The organism is Acidovorax sp. ACV01, from assembly GCF_014851495.1.
In the GTDB taxonomy this organism is placed as follows: domain Bacteria; phylum Pseudomonadota; class Gammaproteobacteria; order Burkholderiales; family Burkholderiaceae_C; genus Acidovorax; species Acidovorax radicis.
Genome location: NZ_JACUZT010000002.1, coordinates 1 through 18,154, shown reverse-complemented (window position 1 = coordinate 18,154; position 18,154 = coordinate 1). Strand labels below are relative to the sequence as shown.

Sequence of the window (18,154 nt, the reverse complement as noted above, 5' to 3'; positions counted from 1 at the left end):
GTGCCTTGAAACATTCTGTGGGTGCGGCGCCATTTTGGCTACCAAAAAATCACCCACTGGTAAAAACTGCGCAAGGCAACCCTTCTGTTCCTGCCAGCTCTGCGCCGGCAGCCAGCACCGATGTGGTGGCCGCCGGACAATGCGCAGATGATGTCCAACGCCACCCGCCCCGCCCTGTCCATGCTCGACCTTGTCGCCGTCCGAGAGGGCGGTACCGTGGCCGACGCGCTGCAGATTGCCCTGCGCACCGCGCAACACGCTGAAAAGCTGGGTTTTGTCCGTTACTGGCTGGCAGAGCACCACAACATGGCGGGTATTGCCAGCTCGGCCACCGCCGTGCTGGTGGGCCACATTGCAGGCGGCACCTCGCGCATCCGCGTGGGCTCGGGCGGCGTGATGCTGCCCAACCACGCGCCGCTGGTGGTGGCCGAGGCCTTTGGCACGCTGGCCGAGCTGTACCCCGGCCGCATCGACCTGGGCCTGGGCCGCGCTCCTGGCACCGACCCCACCACCATGCGCGCACTGCGTCGCAGCCGAGTGGAAACAGCCGACGACTTTCCGCAGGATGTGGCCGAGTTGCAGCGCCTGCTGGCACCCGCCGAACCCAACCAGCGCCTGATCGCCATGCCCGGCGCGGGCACCAACGTGCCCATCTGGTTGTTGGGCTCCAGCCTGTTCTCGGCGCAGCTGGCGGCAGAGCGCGGCCTGCCTTATGCCTTTGCGTCGCACTTTGCGCCGCGCCTGCTGCACCAGGCCATCGACCTGTACCGCAACCTGTACCGCCCGTCCGCCGCCTGGCCCAAGCCCTATGTGGCGATCGGGGTGCCGCTGATTGCAGCGCCCACGGACGAAGAAGCGGAGTTTCTGGCCAGCAGCACCTACCAGCGGGTGCTGGGCATTTTGACGGGCGACCGCCGCCGCCTGCTGCCGCCCATCGAAAACTATGCGGCGCACCTGCAGCCGCAGGAGCGCGCCGCGATTGGCGATTTCTTGGCCGCCGCTGTCATTGGGGGTCCAGACACGGTGCGCACCGGCCTGGCACAACTCAGCGAGGCCACCGGGGCCGATGAACTCATGCTGGTGAGCGATGTGCACGACCCGGCGCTGCGCTTGCGCTCACTGGACATCGCGGCGCAGGCCCACGCCGAAGCGTAGGAGCACCGCCACCAAAGACCGTGAGGACTTAGGTTTTCTGCCCTGTGTAGAAGAAGGTCTGCGCCTTGCTAGCGCTCTGACCCATGATCACGATCGCTTGGGTCGTGTCGTTGTAAAGAACGACGTTCTGGATGACCACACCATCGCCCACCGGGCAGCTGGTCCCACTGAAGGTCAGTGGCAGATCAAACACATTCCGGCCGCTGGCGCGTGGCACCACGGTCCCACGCACCGAGCAGCCTGGGTAGGAAGGAATTGACACCAATCCGCCCGTGGTGATGGCGACGGATATCAGGGGCTCCCTGACCTGGTTGCCAATGCCCGTTCCCGTGAAATTACCCAGCAACTCGCTCACGACAGCAGGCTGTTCATAGAGCACGCCATAGGTGCCTGAGAACTTCACGCCATTGGAAGCCGTGACTTGCACCGAGTCCCGCACCGCGTATTTGCCGGTGTAGCTGACAGGCTCCGTCTTCCGGTTGGCAACGTTTGCCTCATCGACCACATTGAGAAAACGCCCGCTGCCAGAGACGACATCTGGGCCCGCTGTCTGGACGGTACCTAGCGACATACCCACCACGGTTCCGACCGTGTCGGTCAGAATGCTCCAGCTTTCACCATTCTCCAGCACCACACCCTGCACATTGAGTGGGTCGGTGGTCGCCCCGGTCCACAGGCCTTCCACGCCCGTGACCACGGTTGCGGGAGGTTTGGCCGGGGGCGCCACCACGTCATCTCCGCCTCCGCCACACGCAGATAACACCAAAGCGGCAAAAACCCCTCCCAGGGCAGTCGTCTTGTTCACGTTTTTCTCCTTAGTGAGTCAATACTGGGGCCGGCGCCATGGCGGCAACCCTAACTGGAGCATCTTAAGCGCAGGTACCGCAAGTGGCACAGGCCTAGATTGCATACCACGGCGACCCGTCTCGCCCGCGCCACATCCGAGCCCACGGGAAGCATTCCGCCCCGAAACACGCCAGCGCCATACCGCCATTTGCCGCCATCCGTGGTGGACGGACCAGACACCGAACCGGCGCTTCACCGCGCCAGATATCCGCCATCCACCGGGTAATACGCCCCGGTCACAAACGAAGCCCTGCCGGACGCCAGCCAAGCCACCAGCTCGGCCACCTCTTCGGGCAGCCCCAGGCGGCCGATGGGGTGTGCGCCCACCAGCATGGCATGGATGCCCGCGTCCTGCTCCAGCCCGGTGATCATCGGCGTGTGGATAAAAGCGGGCCCGACAGCATTGATGCGCACGCCATGGCTGCTGTATTCAAGGGCTGCCGCCTTGGTCAACCCCACCACACCGTGTTTGGCGGCCGTGTAGGCCGGCGCGGTGGCAAACCCCACGGAGCCCAGGATGGACGCCATATTGATGATGGCGCCGCCACCGTTCTTGAGCATGGCCGCGATCTGGTACTTCATGCCGTAGAACACGCCAGACAGGTTGATGTTGATGACCTGCGCCCAGCCCTCCAGCGGATAGTCGGCAGTGGCCGCCTGCGGGCCGCCGATGCCAGCGTTGTTGCAGGCAACGTCCAGACGGCCGTAGTGGGCAACAGCACGGTTGACCAGCGTTTCGCAGTCCTCAGGCTTGCCCACGTCGGCCGCCACAAAAATGGCGTCGCCACCCGCTGCACGCACCAGCGCAGCAGTTTCCTCGCCCGCCTGCGCGTTCACATCCGACACCACCACCTTGGCGCCTTCGCGCGCCCACACGAGCGCAATGGCACGCCCAATGCCCGACGATGCCCCCGTGACCAACGCCACCTTGTTCTTCAGCATGAAAGACTCCTGGTTCCTTCAGAACACCTGCAACCCGATGCCACAGATCCGTTTTCATTCTGCGCGCCCGGTGTACCGGCACCTTGACCTGGGTCACGCCGCTGACAGAGGGACCCACCGCGCGGCAAGTGCCCTCGGGTAGCGGCTACCATCACGGACTGCAGGGCAGTTTTGCCCCCACCCGCCGTTGTGTGATTCCCTGACGCCCACGCCTTACCGCCCACGCCCGCATGCCCGCTTTTTCCTTTGAAGCCCTGGACGCCCAGGGCCAGACCCGCAAGGGCCTCATGGAGGCCGACACCGCCAAGGCCGCGCGCAGCCTGCTGCGGGCCCAGGCGCTGGTGCCGCTGGCCGTGGAGCTGGTGCAGACCGGCCAGTCGCTGGATGGCCGCTCGGCCAGCCTCGGCCAGCGCCTGTTCACCCGGCCTGTGTTCAGCGCAACGGCCCTGTCGATCTGGACGCGGCAGATTGCCGGGCTCGTGTCGTCTGGCCTCCCGCTGGAACGCGCCCTCACAGCGCTTTCCGAAGAATCTGACGACGAACGCCAGCGCCATCTGGTGGCCGCGCTGCGTGCCGAGGTCAATGCGGGGGCCACGTTTGCGCGCGCCCTGTCGCAGCACCCGCGCGAGTTTTCCGACATCTACTGCGCCGTGATCGGCGCGGGCGAGCACAGCGGCAATCTGGGCCTGGTGCTGGAGCGTCTGGCCGACGACCTCGAAGAACGCCAGGCGCTCAAGGCCAAGCTGGTGGGCGCTGCGCTTTATCCCGCCATCGTGACCATCGTGGCCATCGTGATCGTGCTGTTCCTTGTGGGCTACGTGGTGCCCCAGGTGGCCAGCGTGTTTGCAGGCACCAAGCGCGCGCTGCCTTTCCTGACGGTGGCCATGCTGGGCATCAGCGCTTTTGTGCGCAGCTATGGTTTGATGATGCTGATTGCTTTTGTTTTGATAGCTTTCAGCACACGCTGGGCGCTCACCATCGGCCACATTCGCGAAAAATTCGATGCCGCCTGGCTCAACCTGCCGCTGGTGGGCAAGCTGGCGCGCGGCTACAACGCAGCGCGTTTTGCGGGCACCTTGGCCATGCTGGCAGGTGCGGGCGTGCCCATCCTCAAGGCCCTGCAGGCCGCCGCCGAAACACTGAACAACCGCGCACTGCGCGCCGACGCGCTGGAGGCGCTGGTGCTGGTGCGCGAAGGCGCGCCCCTGGCCTCGGCGCTGGCGCAGAAAAAGCGTTTCCCCGGCCTGCTGTCGATGTTTGCGCGCCTGGGCGAGCAAACCGGGCAGTTGCCGGTGATGCTGCAGCGCGCCGCCCGGCAGCTTTCCACCGAGGTGCAGCGCCGCGCCATGGCGCTGGCCACCATCCTGGAGCCTTTGCTCATCGTCGGCATGGGCATGATCGTGATGCTGATCGTGCTGGCCGTGCTGCTGCCCATCATCCAACTCAACCAGTTCGTGAAGTGACTCTATGGCCGTGACCCTGGACGACAAGCTGGTGGTGGCGATCTCTTCGCGGGCGCTGTTCAACTTCGAGGAAGAAAACCGCGTCTTCGAGCACGAGAGCGATGACCGAGCCTATGTGGACCTGCAACGCCAGCGCCTGGACGTGCCCGCCGCACCTGGCGTGGCGTTCTCACTGGTGCGCAAGCTGCTCGCCTTCAACACTTCGGAGCACCAGCGGGTGGAGGTGGTGCTGCTCTCGCGCAATGACCCGGTCAGTGGCATGCGCGTGTTCCGCTCCTGCAACGCCCATGGCCTGCCGACCATCCAGCGCGGCGTGTTCACCCAGGGGCGCGACCCGTTTCGCTATCTGCGCCCCCTGGGCGCGCACCTGTTCCTGTCGGCCAATGAGGCCGATGTGCGCGAAGCGCTGCACCTGGGCTACCCCGCTGCGCGAGTAATCACCGAATCGGTGCGGGCCGGCGACGCGAACCCGCAGGAAGTGCGCATTGCCTTTGACGGCGACGCAGTGCTGTTCTCCGACGAGGCCGAGCGGGTGTACCAGGCCGAAGGCCTAGCCGCCTTCCAGCGGCACGAGACCGACAAGGCCGCCCTGCCCCTGCCCGATGGCCCGTTCAAGCCCCTGCTGGCGGCGCTGCACCGGCTGCAATCCGCCGGTGAGGCCGGCGGCACCACCGGCATGCGCATCCGCACGGCCCTGGTCACGGCGCGCAGCGCCCCCGCGCACGAACGCGCGATCCGCACGCTGATGGACTGGAACATCGACGTGGATGAAGCCATGTTCCTGGGCGGCCTGCCCAAGGGCGAATTCCTGCGCGAGTTCGAACCCGACTTTTTCTTCGACGACCAGACGGGCCATGTGACCTCGGCGGCCCGCCATGTCCCTGCCGGGCATGTGAACAGTGGCATCTCCAACCCCCTGCGCCCTGCAGGCGGGTAAACCGGCGCCGAACGCGGGCCCGCGTTTCTGCGAAAAGTTCTGCAAACCCCTGCAACACCGGGTGAAAGCTGCAAAGCTTGGGTTGCATTCCGCCCGCGCACGCTCAACTGTGCCAACATCGTTGCCAGTCCACAAAGGAGCCTGTTTTGCGCATCAGATTTTCCCTGGCGGTGAGCGCCATGGCGGCAGCCTTGGGCAGCGCCGCACTGGCCACACCTCCTGCCGCTGCGCCGGTACCACCTGCCGTCAGCGCCCCGGCAGAGTCACAGGCGGCCCTGAGCAAGGGAGAGATCAAGGCCATGCGCGAATTCAAGATGCTGGACTTCAATGGGGACGGAAAGCTCAGCCGCACCGAGGTCAAGCTCTTTCCCCGCCTGGCCGCCGCGTTCGACGATGCAGACACGGACAAGGATGGCTATGTGTCGTACGAGGAAGTGCGGGCCTTGGCCGCCAAGTACCGCGCGGAGCGGGAGCACCAGCGGGCGGCCCAGGCAACGGCTCCCGCCTCATCGCCCCGGCCTTGACGCCGGAAATGCCACTAAAATTGAATGAAATTTGGTCCTGGCGCTTATCCGGATTGCGCTAATAGCTATTATTTCAGGAGCACATCCTTCATAAGCCGCCTGTGCGCTTGATCTTGGGGTCCGAGTAGGTCAGCGGCTCATTCTTGACCTGCTGAGCCATGCGCTCCTGCAGGGTCATCTTGTTGATGTCCTGCGCCACCTCCACCGCACTGCCGCTGGCCCGCCACATCGACTGGATCAGCTCCAGCAGTTGTTTGTAGATGGGCTCCTTGGGCGGCTCTGGCGGCTCCTCAACGGTGTCCTTTTTCTTGACCTCGGTCCAGTCCCGGTTGGCTACATCGGACGCAGAGGGCTTGTCGGGCTCGCGCACGATGGCGCCCTCCCCCAGCCGGTCCATGGATTCGACGGGGTTGGACGCATTGATGGGCCGCACCGGCGGCGCGCCAGAGGCGCCAGTGGAATACAAATCAGCGCCCTGAGGACGCCAACTCGGCGATCGGTCGACAGGTGGCATTTGCATGGCAGTGGCCCCAATGGTTGATAGATGTGCTCGGAATTCAGAGGCTTTTTCGCCGTCTTCGTAATTCATTACGGCAAAAAGAAGGGGAAATTTAGGTCTTTTTCACCGATTGGCCCAAATTTAGGGTTTTCCCTAGTTCTTGTCACGCTTTGGAGAGCCCCGGTGCGATTGATGACTACCCACCCCGCTCCCTGCCTATCACCGACACTTGGCTTGAAATAGCTGGATTGCCCGTGGAGCGGGCGCGGCGTGGCCTGGCACCACGGTAGCGCCTTGTTGATGAAATCCCAGGGGACAGCCCGTGCCAGGCCAGCGAATCAGAGGAAGCGTTCCAGCAGCCGGCGCGAATGCCGGTCCAGGGCCGTGGTGTCCTTGACACGGAACTGCACGCCGTCGCCCCCGGCGATCAGCAACCGGGTGCGCCCGCCCAGGCGGCGGATGTCCTCTTCGGCCTTGAGGACGAGGCTGGCGGGCCCACGGTCAGTCTCCACCTGCCAGGTGCTGGGGGTCGAAAAACTCGACACTGCAACGATTTTTTCGATAGTGGGCACAAACTCTCGCACTTCCAGCTCTTCCTCGATCAGCTGGCGTGCAGTGGTTTCCAGCTGGTCCAGCCGGTCGATCCACAGCAGTTCATGGCCATCGGAGCCGATCAGCGAGAGCCCATTGGCGGGCGCGGCGATAGGAAAAGCCCGCACGGGTGTGACCCCTTCGTGGGCCGTGCCGTCGGGCAGCGTCAGGACCAGCCGGCCGTGGGGATTGCGCGCCAGCGTGAACGCGGGCAGCGATTGCAAAAGCGAGGAAGTGGAGTTCATGGCAGTTTCCAGCAATGCGGTTGTCACGGATTGCCAGCCGGGTGAGCGGGGTGCAGCAAGCCGCTGTCGATGATGACCCCCGCGGCCTGCGCATCTTCTTCGGCGCGGCGGGCCTGGGCTTCGTACAGCCGCCAGTAGGCACCCTGCTTTTCCATGAGTTCGTCGTGGGGACCCACTTCCACCACCTCGCCCCGGTCCATCACTACCAGCCGGTCGGCCTTGCGCAGGGTGGACAGGCGGTGGGCAATGGCAATGGTGGTGCGGCCCTGCACCAGGTTGTCCAGGGCCTTCTGGATTTCCTTTTCTGTTTCGGTATCCACGGCGGAGGTGGCTTCGTCCAGGATCAGGATGCGCGGGTCGATCAGCAGCGCCCGGGCGATGCTGATGCGCTGGCGTTCGCCGCCCGACAGGCCCTGGCCACGTTCGCCCACCAGCGAGTCGTAGCCGTGCGGCAGGCGCAGGATGAATTCGTGCGCGTGGGCGGCGCGGGCTGCCGCCACGATCTCTTCGCGCGTGGCTTCGGGCTTGCCGTAGGCGATGTTCTCGGCAATGGTGCCGAAGAACAGGAAGGGCTCTTGCAGCACCAGGCCGATGTGGCGGCGGTAGTCGGCCACCGCAAAGCGGCGGATGTCGATGCCATCCACCTGGATCGAGCCATCGCTCACGTCGTAAAAGCGGCTGATCAGGTTGACCAGCGTGCTCTTGCCCGAGCCACTGTGGCCCACCAGGCCAATCATCTCGCCGGGGCGGATATCCAGGTCCAGACCCTTGATGACCGCACGGCTGCCATAGCGGAAACCCACGCCCTGCATGGTGATCGCGCCCTGCACCTTGTCCACCTTCACCGGCTGGGCCGGATCCGGCACGTTGCTCACGTGGTCCAGGATGTCGAAGATGCGCTTGGCACCTGCGGCCGCCTTCTGCGTGACCGAGACGATGCGGCTCATGGAGTCGAGCCGGCTGTAGAAACGCCCGATGTAGGCGATGAAGGCGGTGAGCACACCCACCGTGATCTGGTTGCGCGACACCAGCCAGATGCCGAAGCCCCAGACCACGAGCAGGCCGATTTCGGTGAGCAGCGACACCGTGGGGGTGAACAGCGACCAGGTCTTGTTGAGCTTGTCGTTCACTTCCAGGTTGTGCTGGTTGGCATCGCGAAAGCGCTGGGCCTCGCGCTTTTCCTGGGCGAAGGCCTTGACCACGCGGATGCCGGGGATGGTGTCGGCCAGCACGTTGGTGACCTCGGACCAGACGCGGTCGATCTTCTCGAAGCCGGTGCGCAGGCGGTCGCGCACGGTGTGGATCATCCAGGCGATGAAGGGCAGCGGCACCAGGGTGACCAGGGCCAGCCAGGGATTGATGGAGAACAGGATGGCCGCCGTCATCATGATCATGAGTACGTCGGTCACGAAGTCCAGGGCGTGCAGGGACAGGAAGACGTTGATGCGGTCCGTCTCCGAGCCGATGCGCGCCATGAGGTCGCCGGTGCGCTTGCCGCCGAAGTAGTCGAGCGACAGGCGCAGCAGGTGCTCGTAGGTGGTGGTGCGCAGGTCGGCGCCGATGCGCTCGGACACCAACGCCAGGATGTAGGTGCGCGCCCAGGAGAGGCCCCAGGCCGCCAGGGCCGACGCCAGCAGGCCGCTGAGGTACAGCAGCACCAGGCCAGGCTCGATCTGCTTGCCGTTCTGGAACGGGATCAGGATGTCGTCCATCAGCGGGATGGTGAGGTAGGGTGGCACCAGCGTGGCCGCCGTGGAGGCCAGGGTCAGTGCAAAACCGGCCGCCAGTTGCTTGCGGTAGGGCCGGGCAAAGCGCCACAGGCGCAGCAGCACCCAGGTAGAGGTCTGTGGCGGCTGGGCACGGGCACAAGCCGGGCATTCATCGGTATCAGGCGGCAGGGGGGTATGGCAGGTGGGGCAGGCGGGTTCGTCAGCCTCGTCCTCGGCGCCGTTGTCACCCCGGGCGCTTTGCTGCTCGAAGCGCTGCAGCAGGCGCAGTGCCTGGGCATGGTGCGCCAGGGTAAAGCGCCACAGGGCCAACCGGGCCTGCGGGCCGTGCAACTCCAGTGAGCCCACACCGCCATGGTCCTGGAGCTTGAGCGCCAGGCCGTCGCCCAGAGGCCAGCTGTGCCAGACCGTGGTGCCCGGATCGCAGGCCAGCAGGCGCTCAGATGTCACCACCACCCAGCCTGTCGCAAAACGCAGTGCGGTGCTCAGGTCAACCTGAAGCGCTGCCAGTACGTTCTCTTTGGAGGCGAGCATGGCCCGCAAATCGCCCCCCAGAGGGCCAGAAAAGACACCCGAGGCGTCCACAGAATGGTGATGTTGCATTTTTGGTTGGTATTTTCGCCCCCGGCTGCCTGCGGTGACCGATCTCGCGAAAGCGCGAATTCTCCCCGATACTGCATGCCACTGTGCGACGGCATCCTCATTTAACGCCTCTGGCGCTCATTTGGCTGACACTGCGCGCAGCCCCCGGACTGGAGCACAATCCTCGTCCACAAAAGTTTCCTTTCACAGTTTCTTCCTCTCCCGCATAGCCCTTACCCGGCCGGACAACCACACCCGCTGCAATCCATGGCGAAACTCAACGACATCCAACTGCTTCGCATCAACTACCTGCGCGGTCCCAATATCTGGACCTATCGGCCTGTACTGGAAGTCTGGCTGGACCTGGGAGAGCTGGAGGACCACCCCTCCAACACCCTTCCGGGTTTCAACGACCGGCTCACCACTTGGCTGCCCGCGCTGATCGAACACCACTGCGGCGTGGGCGAGCGCGGCGGTTTCCTGCAGCGGCTGCAGGAAGGCACCTGGTGTGGCCATGTGCTGGAGCACATCGTGATCGAGCTGCTCAACCTGGCGGGCATGCCCACCGGTTTCGGGCAGACGCGCAGCACCAGCCAGCGCGGCGTCTACCGCATGGTGTTCCGTGCCCGCGACGAGAGTGTGGCGCGTGTGGCGCTCGCCCAGGGCCATGCGCTCATCATGGCGGCCATCAACGACGAGCCCTTCGACGTGCAGGCCGCCGTGGCCCGCGTGCGCACCGAGGTGGATGACCAGTACCTTGGCCCCAGCACCGCCTGCATCGTCACCGCCGCCACCGACCGGGGCATCCCCCACATCCGCCTGAATGATGGCAACCTGGTGCAGCTGGGCTACGGCGCCAGCCAGCGCCGCATCTGGACCGCCGAGACCGAATTCACCAGCGCCATCGCCGAAGGCATTGCCAGCGACAAGGACCTGACCAAGGGCCTGCTCAAGTCGTGTGGCGTCCCGATCCCCGAAGGCCAGGTGGTCAACAGCCCCGAGGAAGCCTGGGAGGCCGCACAGGACGTCGGTCTGCCCGTGGTGGTCAAGCCCTCGGACGGCAACCACGGCCGGGGCGTGACCCTGGACCTGCGCAAGAAGGAAGACATCGAAGCCGCCTACCACGTGGCTTACCCCGAGGGCAGCGACGTGATGGTCGAGCGCTTCATCCCCGGCGACGAGCACCGCCTGCTGGTGGTGGGCGGCAAGGTGGTGGCAGCCGCGCGGGGCGAGGTGGTGAGCATCACCGGCAATGGGCGGTCCACCGTCAAGGAACTGATCGACACCCAGCTCAACTCTGACCCGCGCCGCGGCTACGAAGAAGAGTACCCGCTCGAAATCATCGACATCAAGACCAATGTGACCGTGCAGCTGGAACTCAAGCGCCAGGAGCTTGATGCCGATTCCGTGCCAGCAGCGGGCCGGAACATCGTGGTGCAGCGCAACGGGAACGTGGCGGTGGATTGCACGGACGACGTGCACCCCGAGGTCGCCTATATCGCGGCCTTGGCCGCCAAGGTGGTGGGCCTCGATATTGCAGGCATCGACATGGTGGCACTCGATATCTCCAAGCCGCTGCTGGCCCAGGGCGGTGCGATTGTCGAAGTCAATGCAGGCCCAGGCCTGCTGATGCACCTCAAGCCCGCCGTGGGCGCGCCGCGCCCGGTGGGCCAGGCCATTGCAGAGCACCTGTTCCCATCGGAAGACGACGCAGGCCAGGCAGGCCGCATCCCCCTGGTGGGCGTGGCCGGCACGCGCGGCACCTCCACCATCGCCCGCGTAGTGGCCTGGCTGCTGCACCTGAGCGGACACCACACGGGCCTGGCCTGCCGGGAAGGGCTTTTCCTGGACCGCCGCTGCGTCGAATCGACCGATTGCGCCCACTGGGAAGCCGCACACCGCTTGCTCATGAACAAGATGGTGCAGGCCGCCGTGATCGAAAGCAATGCGCGCACCATCCTGCGCGACGGCCTGGCCTACGACCGCTGCCAGGTGGGTGTGGTCACGGACATGGACGGCGTGGAAACGCTGGCCGAGTTCGATGTGCATGAGCAGGACCAGATGACCAAGGTGATGCGCACCCAGGTGGACGTGGTGCTGGCCGAAGGCGCGGCCGTGCTGAATGCCGCAATCCCGCAGGTGGCCGATCTGGCCCCGCTGTCGGATGGCGCCGTCGTGCTGTATGCCCAGGACGCAACCCTGCCCGTGATCGTGGAACACCGCGCCAAGGACAACGGCCGCGCCGTGGTCGTGAAGAACGGGCGCGTAGTGCTGGCCACCGGCAGTGCCGAACATGTGCTGGGCTCGCTGGCGGACCTGACCTTTGGCCGCAATGCCGTGGCGCCCGACACCGACGCGCTGCTGGCTGCCATCGGCGCCGCCTGGGCATTGGACATTGCCCCCGACCTCATCGGCGCGGGCATCAAGACCTTCGAACCCGACCTGCCCGCCCCGGCCGGATTGCCCTCCTGATCCATCCCGCCAAGCAACGCAAGACTTCGACTGGAACGCGGCCCGCGAGCCCCGATCGATTACTGAAAGAGACCCCCATGGATGTATCCCGCACCCGGGCCCTGCGTGGCCCCAATCTCTGGAGCCGCCACATGGCCATTGAAGCCGTGGTGGCCTGCTCGGAAGCCGAGCGCGCCGTGGGCCAGATGCCCGGATTCGAAACCCGGCTGCGGGCGCTGTTCCCCGCCATCGGTGCCCTGCACCCTGAAAGCGGCGGCGGCGAAATTTCGCTGGCCCATGTGCTCCAGGCTGCTGCGCTGGCTCTGCAGGCGCAGGCCGGCTGCCCGGTGACATTTGCGCGCACCACCGCCACCACCGACGCAGGCGTGTACCAGGTGGTCGTCGAATACAGCGAGGAAGCCGTGGGCCGCAAGGCCTTTGAATACGCACAGCAGCTCGTCGAAGCTGCACAGGGCACCGGGACTTTTGACGCCGATGCGGTCATTGCAGAGTTGCGCGAACTCGACGAAGACGAGCGCCTGGGCCCGAGCACCGGCTCCATCGTGGACGCGGCGGTGGCACGCGGCATTCCGTACCGCCGCCTCACGCGCGGCAGCCTGGTGCAGTTCGGCTGGGGCTCCAAGCAGCGCCGCATCCAGGCCGCCGAGGTCGACTCGACCAGCGCCGTGGCCGAATCCATCGGCCAGGACAAGGACCTGACCAAACGCCTGCTGCACGCTGCCGGCGTGCCGGTGCCGCTGGGCAAACCCGTCGAGACCGTGGACGAAGCCTGGGAAGTGGCGCTCAAAGTCGGCTTGCCGGTGGTCGTGAAGCCCCAGGACGGCAACCAGGGCAAGGGCGTGACGGTCAACATCACCGACCGCGCACAGCTGGAAGAAGCCTTCCGCACCGCCGCTGAACACGGTACCGTGATGGTCGAGCGCTTTTTGCCCGGCCATGATTTCCGTCTGCTGGTAGTCGGCGACCAGCTCGTGGCCGCCGCACGCCGCGAACCGCCCCAGGTGCTGGGCGACGGCCAACACACGGTGCGCGAACTCGTGGACCAGGTCAATCTGGACCCACGCCGGGGCGAAGGCCACGCTACATCGCTCACCAAGATCCGCCTCGATGACATCGCTGTGGCCCGTCTTGCCATGCAAGATCTGAAACCCGACTCCGTCCCCGCCAAGGGCCAGCGCGTCATCCTGCGCAACAACGCCAACCTCTCCACCGGCGGCACCGCCACCGACGTGACCGACGACGTGCACCCTGAAGTGGCTGCACGCGCCGTGGCCGCCGCCCAGATGGTGGGCCTGCACATCTGCGGCGTGGACATGGTCGCCGAGACCGTGCTGCGCCCGCTGGAAGAGCAAGGCGGCGGCTTTGTCGAAGTGAACGCCGCCCCCGGCTTGCGCATGCACCTGGCGCCCAGCTACGGCAAGCCCCGCAACGTGGGCCAGGCCATGGTCGACAAGCTGTATGCACATGGCGACGACGGCCGCATCCCCACCGTGGCCGTCACCGGCACGAACGGCAAGACCACCACGGCCCGCCTCATCGCCCATTTGTTCACGGCCCAGGGCCTGCGCGTGGGCATGACCAACACCGACGGCGTGTACGTGAACGGCCGCCAGATCGACAGCGGCGACTGCAGTGGCCCCAAGAGCGCCCGCAACGTGCTGCTGCACCCCGAGGTGGACGCAGCCGTGTTCGAGACCGCCCGCGGCGGCATCCTGCGCGAAGGCCTGGGTTTTGATCGCTGCCAGGTAGCCGTGGTCACCAACATCGGCGCGGGCGACCACCTGGGCCTGAACTACATCACCACGGTGGAAGACCTGGCCGTCCTGAAACGCGTGATCGTGCAGAACGTGGCCACCACAGGCTACGGCGTGCTCAACGCGGCCGACCCCATCGTCGCCGCGATGGCGCCTGCCTGCCCCGGCAAGATCATCTTCTTTGCCAGCGACCGCCACCACCCCGTGATGGCCACGCACCGCGCACAAGGCCACCGCACCGTGTACGTGGACGGCGACTCCATCGTGGCCTCGGAAGGATCGTGGCGCGAGACCATCCACCTGCGCGACGTGCCCATCACGCGCAACGGCAAGATCGGCTTCCAGGTCGAGAACGTCATGGCCTCCGTGGCCGCCGCCTGGGGCGTGGGCATGCCCTGGCAGACCATCCGCCGCGGCCTGTCGGGCTTCGTGAACGACAGCGACAACGCACCGGGCCGCTTCAACATCATGGACTACCGGGGCGCCACCGTTATCGCCGACTACGGCCACAACCCCGACGCCATGCGCGCGCTGGTCGGCGCTGTCGAAGCGCTGCCAGCCAACCGCCGCAGCGTGGTGATCAGCGGCGCCGGCGACCGGCGTGACGAGGACATCCGCGACCAGACTGTGATCCTGGGTGCCGCGTTCGACGACGTGATCCTGTACCAGGATGCCGCCCAGCGCGGCCGCGCGGATGGCGAAGTGATGGCCCTGCTGCGCGAGGGCCTGGCGGGCGCATCGCGCACCACGCACGTCGAAGAAATCCGGGGCGAGTTCATTGCCATTGACGCGGCCCTGGCCCGCCTGCAACCAGGTGACCTGTGCCTGGTGCTGGTGGACCAGGTGGAAGAAGCGCTGGCCCACCTGGCCCAGCGCTGCAGCGAAGCCGGAGCCGCCGCATGACAAAGCCTGCAGTGCCCGGCAAGGGCGCGCGCTTTGCAACGGCCGTGCTGATCGCCATCGCTGGGGTGATGGGCGGTGCCGGACTGGCCCAGGCGGCATCGGGCGAAAAGGTCGGCACGGTGGACACGGCCTTCCAGTGGCTAGGTCGCGACCACGACATCATCGTGGAGGCCTATGACGACCCGGCTGTGCTGGGCGTGACCTGCTACGTCTCCCGCGCGCGCACCGGCGGTATCAAAGGCACCTTGGGCCTGGCCGAAGACCGCGCCGAAGCCTCCATCGCCTGCCGCCAGGTGGGGCCCATCAGCTTCCCCGAGCCACTCAAGAAGCAGGAGGAAGTGTTCAGCGAACGCATGTCCATCCTGTTCAAGCGCCTGCGCATCGTGCGCATGGTGGACCCGGCCCGCAACACGCTGGTCTACCTCACCTACTCCGAAAAGCTCATCGACGGATCACCCCAGAACAGTGTGACCGCCGTGCCAGTGGACCGGGCCACGGTGATACCGCTGCGCAAGTAACCGCCGGGGCCGAACCGCCCTGGCCTGTGTGCTGGCCGGTTCAGGCCACCTCGAGCAGCGACCTGCGGGCCTGGTTGTATTCCCGCTTCAATTGGTCGACATAGTCACTGGTGGACCGAATGGCGTTGATGGCGCCAATGCCCTGGCCGCAACCCCAGATGTCCTTCCAGGCCTTGGCGGCGCCCCCGCCAAAGTTCATTTTGCTGGGGTCGCTGGTGGGCAGGTTTTCAGGATCCAGCCCCGCGGCCACGATGGACGGCCGCAGGTAGTTGCCGTGCACCCCGGTGAACAGGTTGCTGTAGACGATATCGTCTGAGCTCGAGTTCACGATGGCCTGCTTGTAGCCCTCCACGGCACGAGCCTCTTCGGTGGCGATGAAAGCCGAGCCGATGTAGGCAAAGTCTGCCCCCATGGACTGGGCAGCCAGGATGCCGCCACCGGTTGCAATCGCACCCGAAAGCGCGAGAGGGCCGTCAAACCACTGGCGGATTTCTTGGATGAGCGCAAACGGACTCTTGACCCCCGCATGCCCACCTGCGCCAGTCGCCACGGCAATCAGCCCGTCGGCCCCCTTGTCCACCGCCTTGCGCGCAAAACTGTTGTTGATCACGTCGTGCAGCACCACGCCACCATAGCTGTGCGCGGCAGCATTGATGTCTTCGCGGGCCCCGAGCGACGTGATGATGATGGGCACCTTGTACTTCACGCACAGTGCCATGTCGTGCTCCAGCCGCTCATTGCTTTTGTGCACGATCTGGTTGATGGCAAAAGGCGCGGCGGGCTTGTCGGGGTGCGCCCGATTGTGGGCCTCCAGCGCTTCGGTGATTTCGGCCAGCCACTCATCGAGCAGCGAGGCAGGCCGGGCATTGAGCCCCGGCATGGAGCCCACCACACCCGCCTTGCACTGGGCGATCACCAGCTGGGGCGTGCTGATGATGAACAGCGGCGAGGCGATCACCGGAAACGGCAGGCGGTTGAGCGGGGCTGGCAGGCGCGAGGCGGGCAATGACATGGTGGCTCCAGTGGGGGATGGCAGGACAACGGTGACAGATGGCTGCCCAAACAATGCAACCAGTTGCATAAATATATGCCACCCAACCCATCAATGCAACTGGTTGAATTGATTTTTCACAAGCTAGACTGCCGGCCATGTCGATGAGCCACGCCCTGTTGATTTCGTTGCTGGAAAAACCCTCCTCCGGGTTCGAGCTGGCACGGCGCTTTGAGCGCTCCATCGGTTACTTCTGGCACGCCACCCACCAGCAGATCTACCGCGAGCTGGGCCGGATGGAAGCCGCAGGCTGGATCGAAGGCCAGGCAGCGGACGACGCGGGCCGCACGCGCAAACGGGTTTACCAGGTCTTGCCCGCGGGTCGGGGCGAACTCGCCCGCTGGACGGCCGAGCCCGCTGAACACCTGTTGCCACGCGATGCCTTCACGCTCAAGGTCCGCGCAGCCGCCGTGATGGAAGAACTGGACCTGCGGCCCGAGGCCCAGGCCTATATGGCGCTGCACCAGGCCCGCCTGGCCGAATACCAGGCCATTGAGCAGCGTGACTTCCCCGAACTGGAGGGCCTGAGCCGCCGGGACCGCATCCAGCGAGCCATCCTCCAACGCGGCATCCGCTTTGAAGTTTGCGAGATCGAGTGGGCGCAGACGCTGCTGCAGGCGCTGGAATGAGGCCTTCAGCTTCGTGGCCCGCAGAGTCAGCCAGGGCCATTGCACCGCGAAGCTGAGGGAAGCGGCTGGCATTCCGCCACACGGCACCCGCAAGACCTGTAAAAAACTAGCGCCTCAGCTGCAATTTCCTAGTCAAATCGGCCATTAGCGCTTTTATGTAGAGCGTTTACAGCTATCCAATTAATAGCAAACTCCATCCCCAAGGCGGGTCAGCCCTGCGCTGCAATCTGCCGCAGGGCCTGCTCGAACACCTCCACAGGCTGGCCGCCCTGGATCAGGTGGCGCTCGTTGATGATGATGGCGGGCACCGAGTGAATGCCGTTTTGCAGATACAGCTGCTCGCGTTCACGCACCTCGTCGGCGTAGCGGTCGGACGTCAGCAGCGCACGCGTCTCACCAGCGTCCAGCCCCACCTCAGCGGCCACGCGCACCAGCACCTCGTGGTCGCTGGGGTTCTGGCCGTCGGTGAAATAGGCCTTGAACAGCGCCTTCTTCAGCGCGGGCTGCACGCCCTTTTCTTCAGCCCAGTGCAGCAGCCGGTGCGCATCAAAGGTGTTGTAGATGCGGCTGCGCTTGTCCATGCTGAAGGTAAAGCCCAGTTCCGCGCCGCGTGCAGCGATGGCCTCGCGGTTCTTCTGGCTCTGCTCGGGCGTCGCGCCGTATTTTTCATGCAGATGCTCACCAATGTCCTGGCCTTCTGGCGCCATCTGCGGGTTCAGCTCGAAGGGCTGAAAGTGCAGATCCAGTGCAACGTCGCCCTTCAGCCGGTCGGCCGCCTGCTCCAACGCCTTGAGGCCGATGATGCACCAGGGGCAGGAGACATCGGAGACGAAATCGATCTTGAGGGTCGTGGTCATGCGGGTTCCAGTGAGGAAAGATGCGGCATCGTAGGCGTGGAGCCATACCCGTGCAGTCGCCGGGTTTACTAGGGTGCCACAGAGTGGTTGCCAGCCCGACGCGACGGTCCACCTCATGCCCAAATCGGCGGGCCGTACGTCGATCTTCCTCCCTGTGCTCCGTGTACAGGCGGGGGATATAGTGCATGGCGGTATGCACTGAGCCAGGCCCTTTGATTCACCATCGCCAAGAGGGTGTCGAAGAAATAAACTATGCTCCTGGGGTGCTGATCCCGCAGGAGCAATACGATGGCAAAGACCGGCCGACCTCCGGTGATATCTCCCGGTGAGTACGCGGCCTTGCGCGAAGTGGTGCGCGCTAACCCACAGGCCACACTGCCCGAGTTGGCCCTGGCCTGGGCTGAGCACATGGGCCGCAACGCACCCAGCACGGTCACTATGCGGGCAGCGCTCAAAGCT

General features: G+C 65.4%; 15 protein-coding genes. 8 read left to right on the top strand and 7 right to left on the bottom strand.

What is annotated here, in order from left to right:
• Positions 1-147: 147 nt before the first annotated feature.
• Positions 148-1,155, top strand: coding sequence for an LLM class flavin-dependent oxidoreductase (locus IB243_RS04640; protein WP_192425429.1), 1,008 nt, complete (start codon positions 148-150; stop codon positions 1,153-1,155).
• A gap of 28 nt (positions 1,156-1,183) precedes the next feature.
• Here the strand turns inward: IB243_RS04640 and IB243_RS04635 are convergent, their stop codons facing one another.
• Positions 1,184-1,960: a hypothetical protein gene (locus tag IB243_RS04635; protein ID WP_140426215.1), complete on the bottom strand. Its 777-nt coding sequence runs from the start codon at positions 1,958-1,960 to the stop codon at positions 1,184-1,186.
• A 233-nt stretch (positions 1,961-2,193) separates the two neighbouring features.
• Complete coding sequence (locus IB243_RS04630; RefSeq protein ID WP_192425428.1) at positions 2,194-2,943, bottom strand: SDR family NAD(P)-dependent oxidoreductase; 750 nt, start codon at positions 2,941-2,943, stop codon at positions 2,194-2,196.
• 230 nt (positions 2,944-3,173) lie between these two features.
• Between IB243_RS04630 and gspF the strand changes: the two genes are divergently transcribed.
• The 3 genes from gspF to IB243_RS04615 all read left to right on the top strand — a co-directional run bounded on the left by gspF (position 3,174) and on the right by IB243_RS04615 (position 5,867).
• A complete protein-coding gene (gene gspF / locus IB243_RS04625) occupies positions 3,174-4,406 on the top strand; it encodes a type II secretion system inner membrane protein GspF (RefSeq protein ID WP_192425427.1) in 1,233 nt (410 codons plus the stop codon).
• A 4-nt stretch (positions 4,407-4,410) separates the two neighbouring features.
• Positions 4,411-5,343, top strand: a complete 933-nt coding sequence (locus IB243_RS04620; RefSeq protein WP_192425426.1) for a 5'-nucleotidase — start codon at positions 4,411-4,413, stop codon at positions 5,341-5,343.
• Between the two features lie 146 nt (positions 5,344-5,489).
• Entirely contained in the window at positions 5,490-5,867 is a 378-nt protein-coding gene (locus IB243_RS04615; protein WP_192425424.1) for an EF-hand domain-containing protein, read from the top strand.
• Positions 5,868-5,955: 88 nt separating this feature from the next.
• On the opposite strand, the gene IB243_RS04610 is transcribed toward IB243_RS04615, so the two are convergent.
• The 3 genes from IB243_RS04610 to IB243_RS04600 all read right to left on the bottom strand — a co-directional run bounded on the left by IB243_RS04610 (position 5,956) and on the right by IB243_RS04600 (position 9,532).
• Positions 5,956-6,387 (bottom strand): hypothetical protein, encoded by a 432-nt coding sequence (locus IB243_RS04610; protein ID WP_192425422.1) that lies wholly within the window; start codon positions 6,385-6,387, stop codon positions 5,956-5,958.
• 317 nt (positions 6,388-6,704) lie between these two features.
• Entirely contained in the window at positions 6,705-7,202 is a 498-nt protein-coding gene (locus IB243_RS04605) for a DUF1854 domain-containing protein (protein ID WP_192425419.1), read from the bottom strand.
• A gap of 23 nt (positions 7,203-7,225) precedes the next feature.
• Complete coding sequence (locus tag IB243_RS04600) at positions 7,226-9,532, bottom strand: ABC transporter ATP-binding protein (protein WP_029414344.1); 2,307 nt, start codon at positions 9,530-9,532, stop codon at positions 7,226-7,228.
• Positions 9,533-9,778: 246 nt separating this feature from the next.
• On the opposite strand from IB243_RS04600, the gene cphA (IB243_RS04595) reads away from it, so the two are divergent.
• The 3 genes from cphA (IB243_RS04595) to IB243_RS04585 all read left to right on the top strand — a co-directional run bounded on the left by cphA (IB243_RS04595) (position 9,779) and on the right by IB243_RS04585 (position 15,158).
• Entirely contained in the window at positions 9,779-11,983 is a 2,205-nt protein-coding gene (gene cphA / locus IB243_RS04595) for a cyanophycin synthetase (protein WP_192425417.1), read from the top strand.
• Positions 11,984-12,060: 77 nt separating this feature from the next.
• Positions 12,061-14,640: a cyanophycin synthetase gene (cphA, locus tag IB243_RS04590; RefSeq protein WP_010466507.1), complete on the top strand. Its 2,580-nt coding sequence runs from the start codon at positions 12,061-12,063 to the stop codon at positions 14,638-14,640.
• Between the two features lie 68 nt (positions 14,641-14,708).
• Positions 14,709-15,158, top strand: coding sequence for a CreA family protein (locus IB243_RS04585; RefSeq protein ID WP_085940322.1), 450 nt, complete (start codon positions 14,709-14,711; stop codon positions 15,156-15,158).
• Between the two features lie 40 nt (positions 15,159-15,198).
• Here IB243_RS04585 and IB243_RS04580 read toward each other — a convergent pair whose 3' ends face one another.
• Positions 15,199-16,170 carry a nitronate monooxygenase family protein gene (locus tag IB243_RS04580; RefSeq protein ID WP_192425416.1) on the bottom strand — a complete coding sequence of 324 codons (972 nt, stop codon included), beginning with the start codon at positions 16,168-16,170 and terminating at the stop codon, positions 15,199-15,201.
• A 137-nt stretch (positions 16,171-16,307) separates the two neighbouring features.
• Between IB243_RS04580 and IB243_RS04575 the strand changes: the two genes are divergently transcribed.
• The gene (locus tag IB243_RS04575; RefSeq protein WP_010466513.1) at positions 16,308-16,838 is read left to right on the top strand and encodes a PadR family transcriptional regulator; all 531 of its coding nucleotides are present in this window, start codon (positions 16,308-16,310) and stop codon (positions 16,836-16,838) included.
• Positions 16,839-17,047: 209 nt separating this feature from the next.
• On the opposite strand, the gene IB243_RS04570 is transcribed toward IB243_RS04575, so the two are convergent.
• A complete protein-coding gene (locus tag IB243_RS04570) occupies positions 17,048-17,695 on the bottom strand; it encodes a DsbA family oxidoreductase (RefSeq protein ID WP_192425414.1) in 648 nt (215 codons plus the stop codon).
• Between the last annotated feature and the right edge of the window lie 459 nt (positions 17,696-18,154).

Excerpts from the sequence above, each read along its gene's own strand:
- IB243_RS04620 (WP_192425426.1), top strand. The coding sequence starts at position 4,411 with ATGGCCGTGACCCTGGACGACAAGCTGGTGGTGGCGATCTCTTCGCGG.
- IB243_RS04580 (WP_192425416.1), bottom strand. The coding sequence starts at position 16,170 with ATGTCATTGCCCGCCTCGCGCCTGCCAGCCCCGCTCAACCGCCTGCCG.
- IB243_RS04570 (WP_192425414.1), bottom strand. The coding sequence starts at position 17,695 with ATGACCACGACCCTCAAGATCGATTTCGTCTCCGATGTCTCCTGCCCC.
- IB243_RS04585 (WP_085940322.1), top strand. The coding sequence starts at position 14,709 with ATGGGCGGTGCCGGACTGGCCCAGGCGGCATCGGGCGAAAAGGTCGGC.
- IB243_RS04605 (WP_192425419.1), bottom strand. The coding sequence starts at position 7,202 with ATGAACTCCACTTCCTCGCTTTTGCAATCGCTGCCCGCGTTCACGCTG.
- IB243_RS04610 (WP_192425422.1), bottom strand. The coding sequence starts at position 6,387 with ATGCAAATGCCACCTGTCGACCGATCGCCGAGTTGGCGTCCTCAGGGC.
- IB243_RS04600 (WP_029414344.1), bottom strand. The coding sequence starts at position 9,532 with ATGCAACATCACCATTCTGTGGACGCCTCGGGTGTCTTTTCTGGCCCT.
- IB243_RS04640 (WP_192425429.1), top strand. The coding sequence starts at position 148 with ATGATGTCCAACGCCACCCGCCCCGCCCTGTCCATGCTCGACCTTGTC.
- IB243_RS04575 (WP_010466513.1), top strand. The coding sequence starts at position 16,308 with ATGTCGATGAGCCACGCCCTGTTGATTTCGTTGCTGGAAAAACCCTCC.
- cphA (WP_192425417.1), top strand. The coding sequence starts at position 9,779 with ATGGCGAAACTCAACGACATCCAACTGCTTCGCATCAACTACCTGCGC.
- IB243_RS04630 (WP_192425428.1), bottom strand. The coding sequence starts at position 2,943 with ATGCTGAAGAACAAGGTGGCGTTGGTCACGGGGGCATCGTCGGGCATT.
- gspF (WP_192425427.1), top strand. The coding sequence starts at position 3,174 with ATGCCCGCTTTTTCCTTTGAAGCCCTGGACGCCCAGGGCCAGACCCGC.
- cphA (WP_010466507.1), top strand. The coding sequence starts at position 12,061 with ATGGATGTATCCCGCACCCGGGCCCTGCGTGGCCCCAATCTCTGGAGC.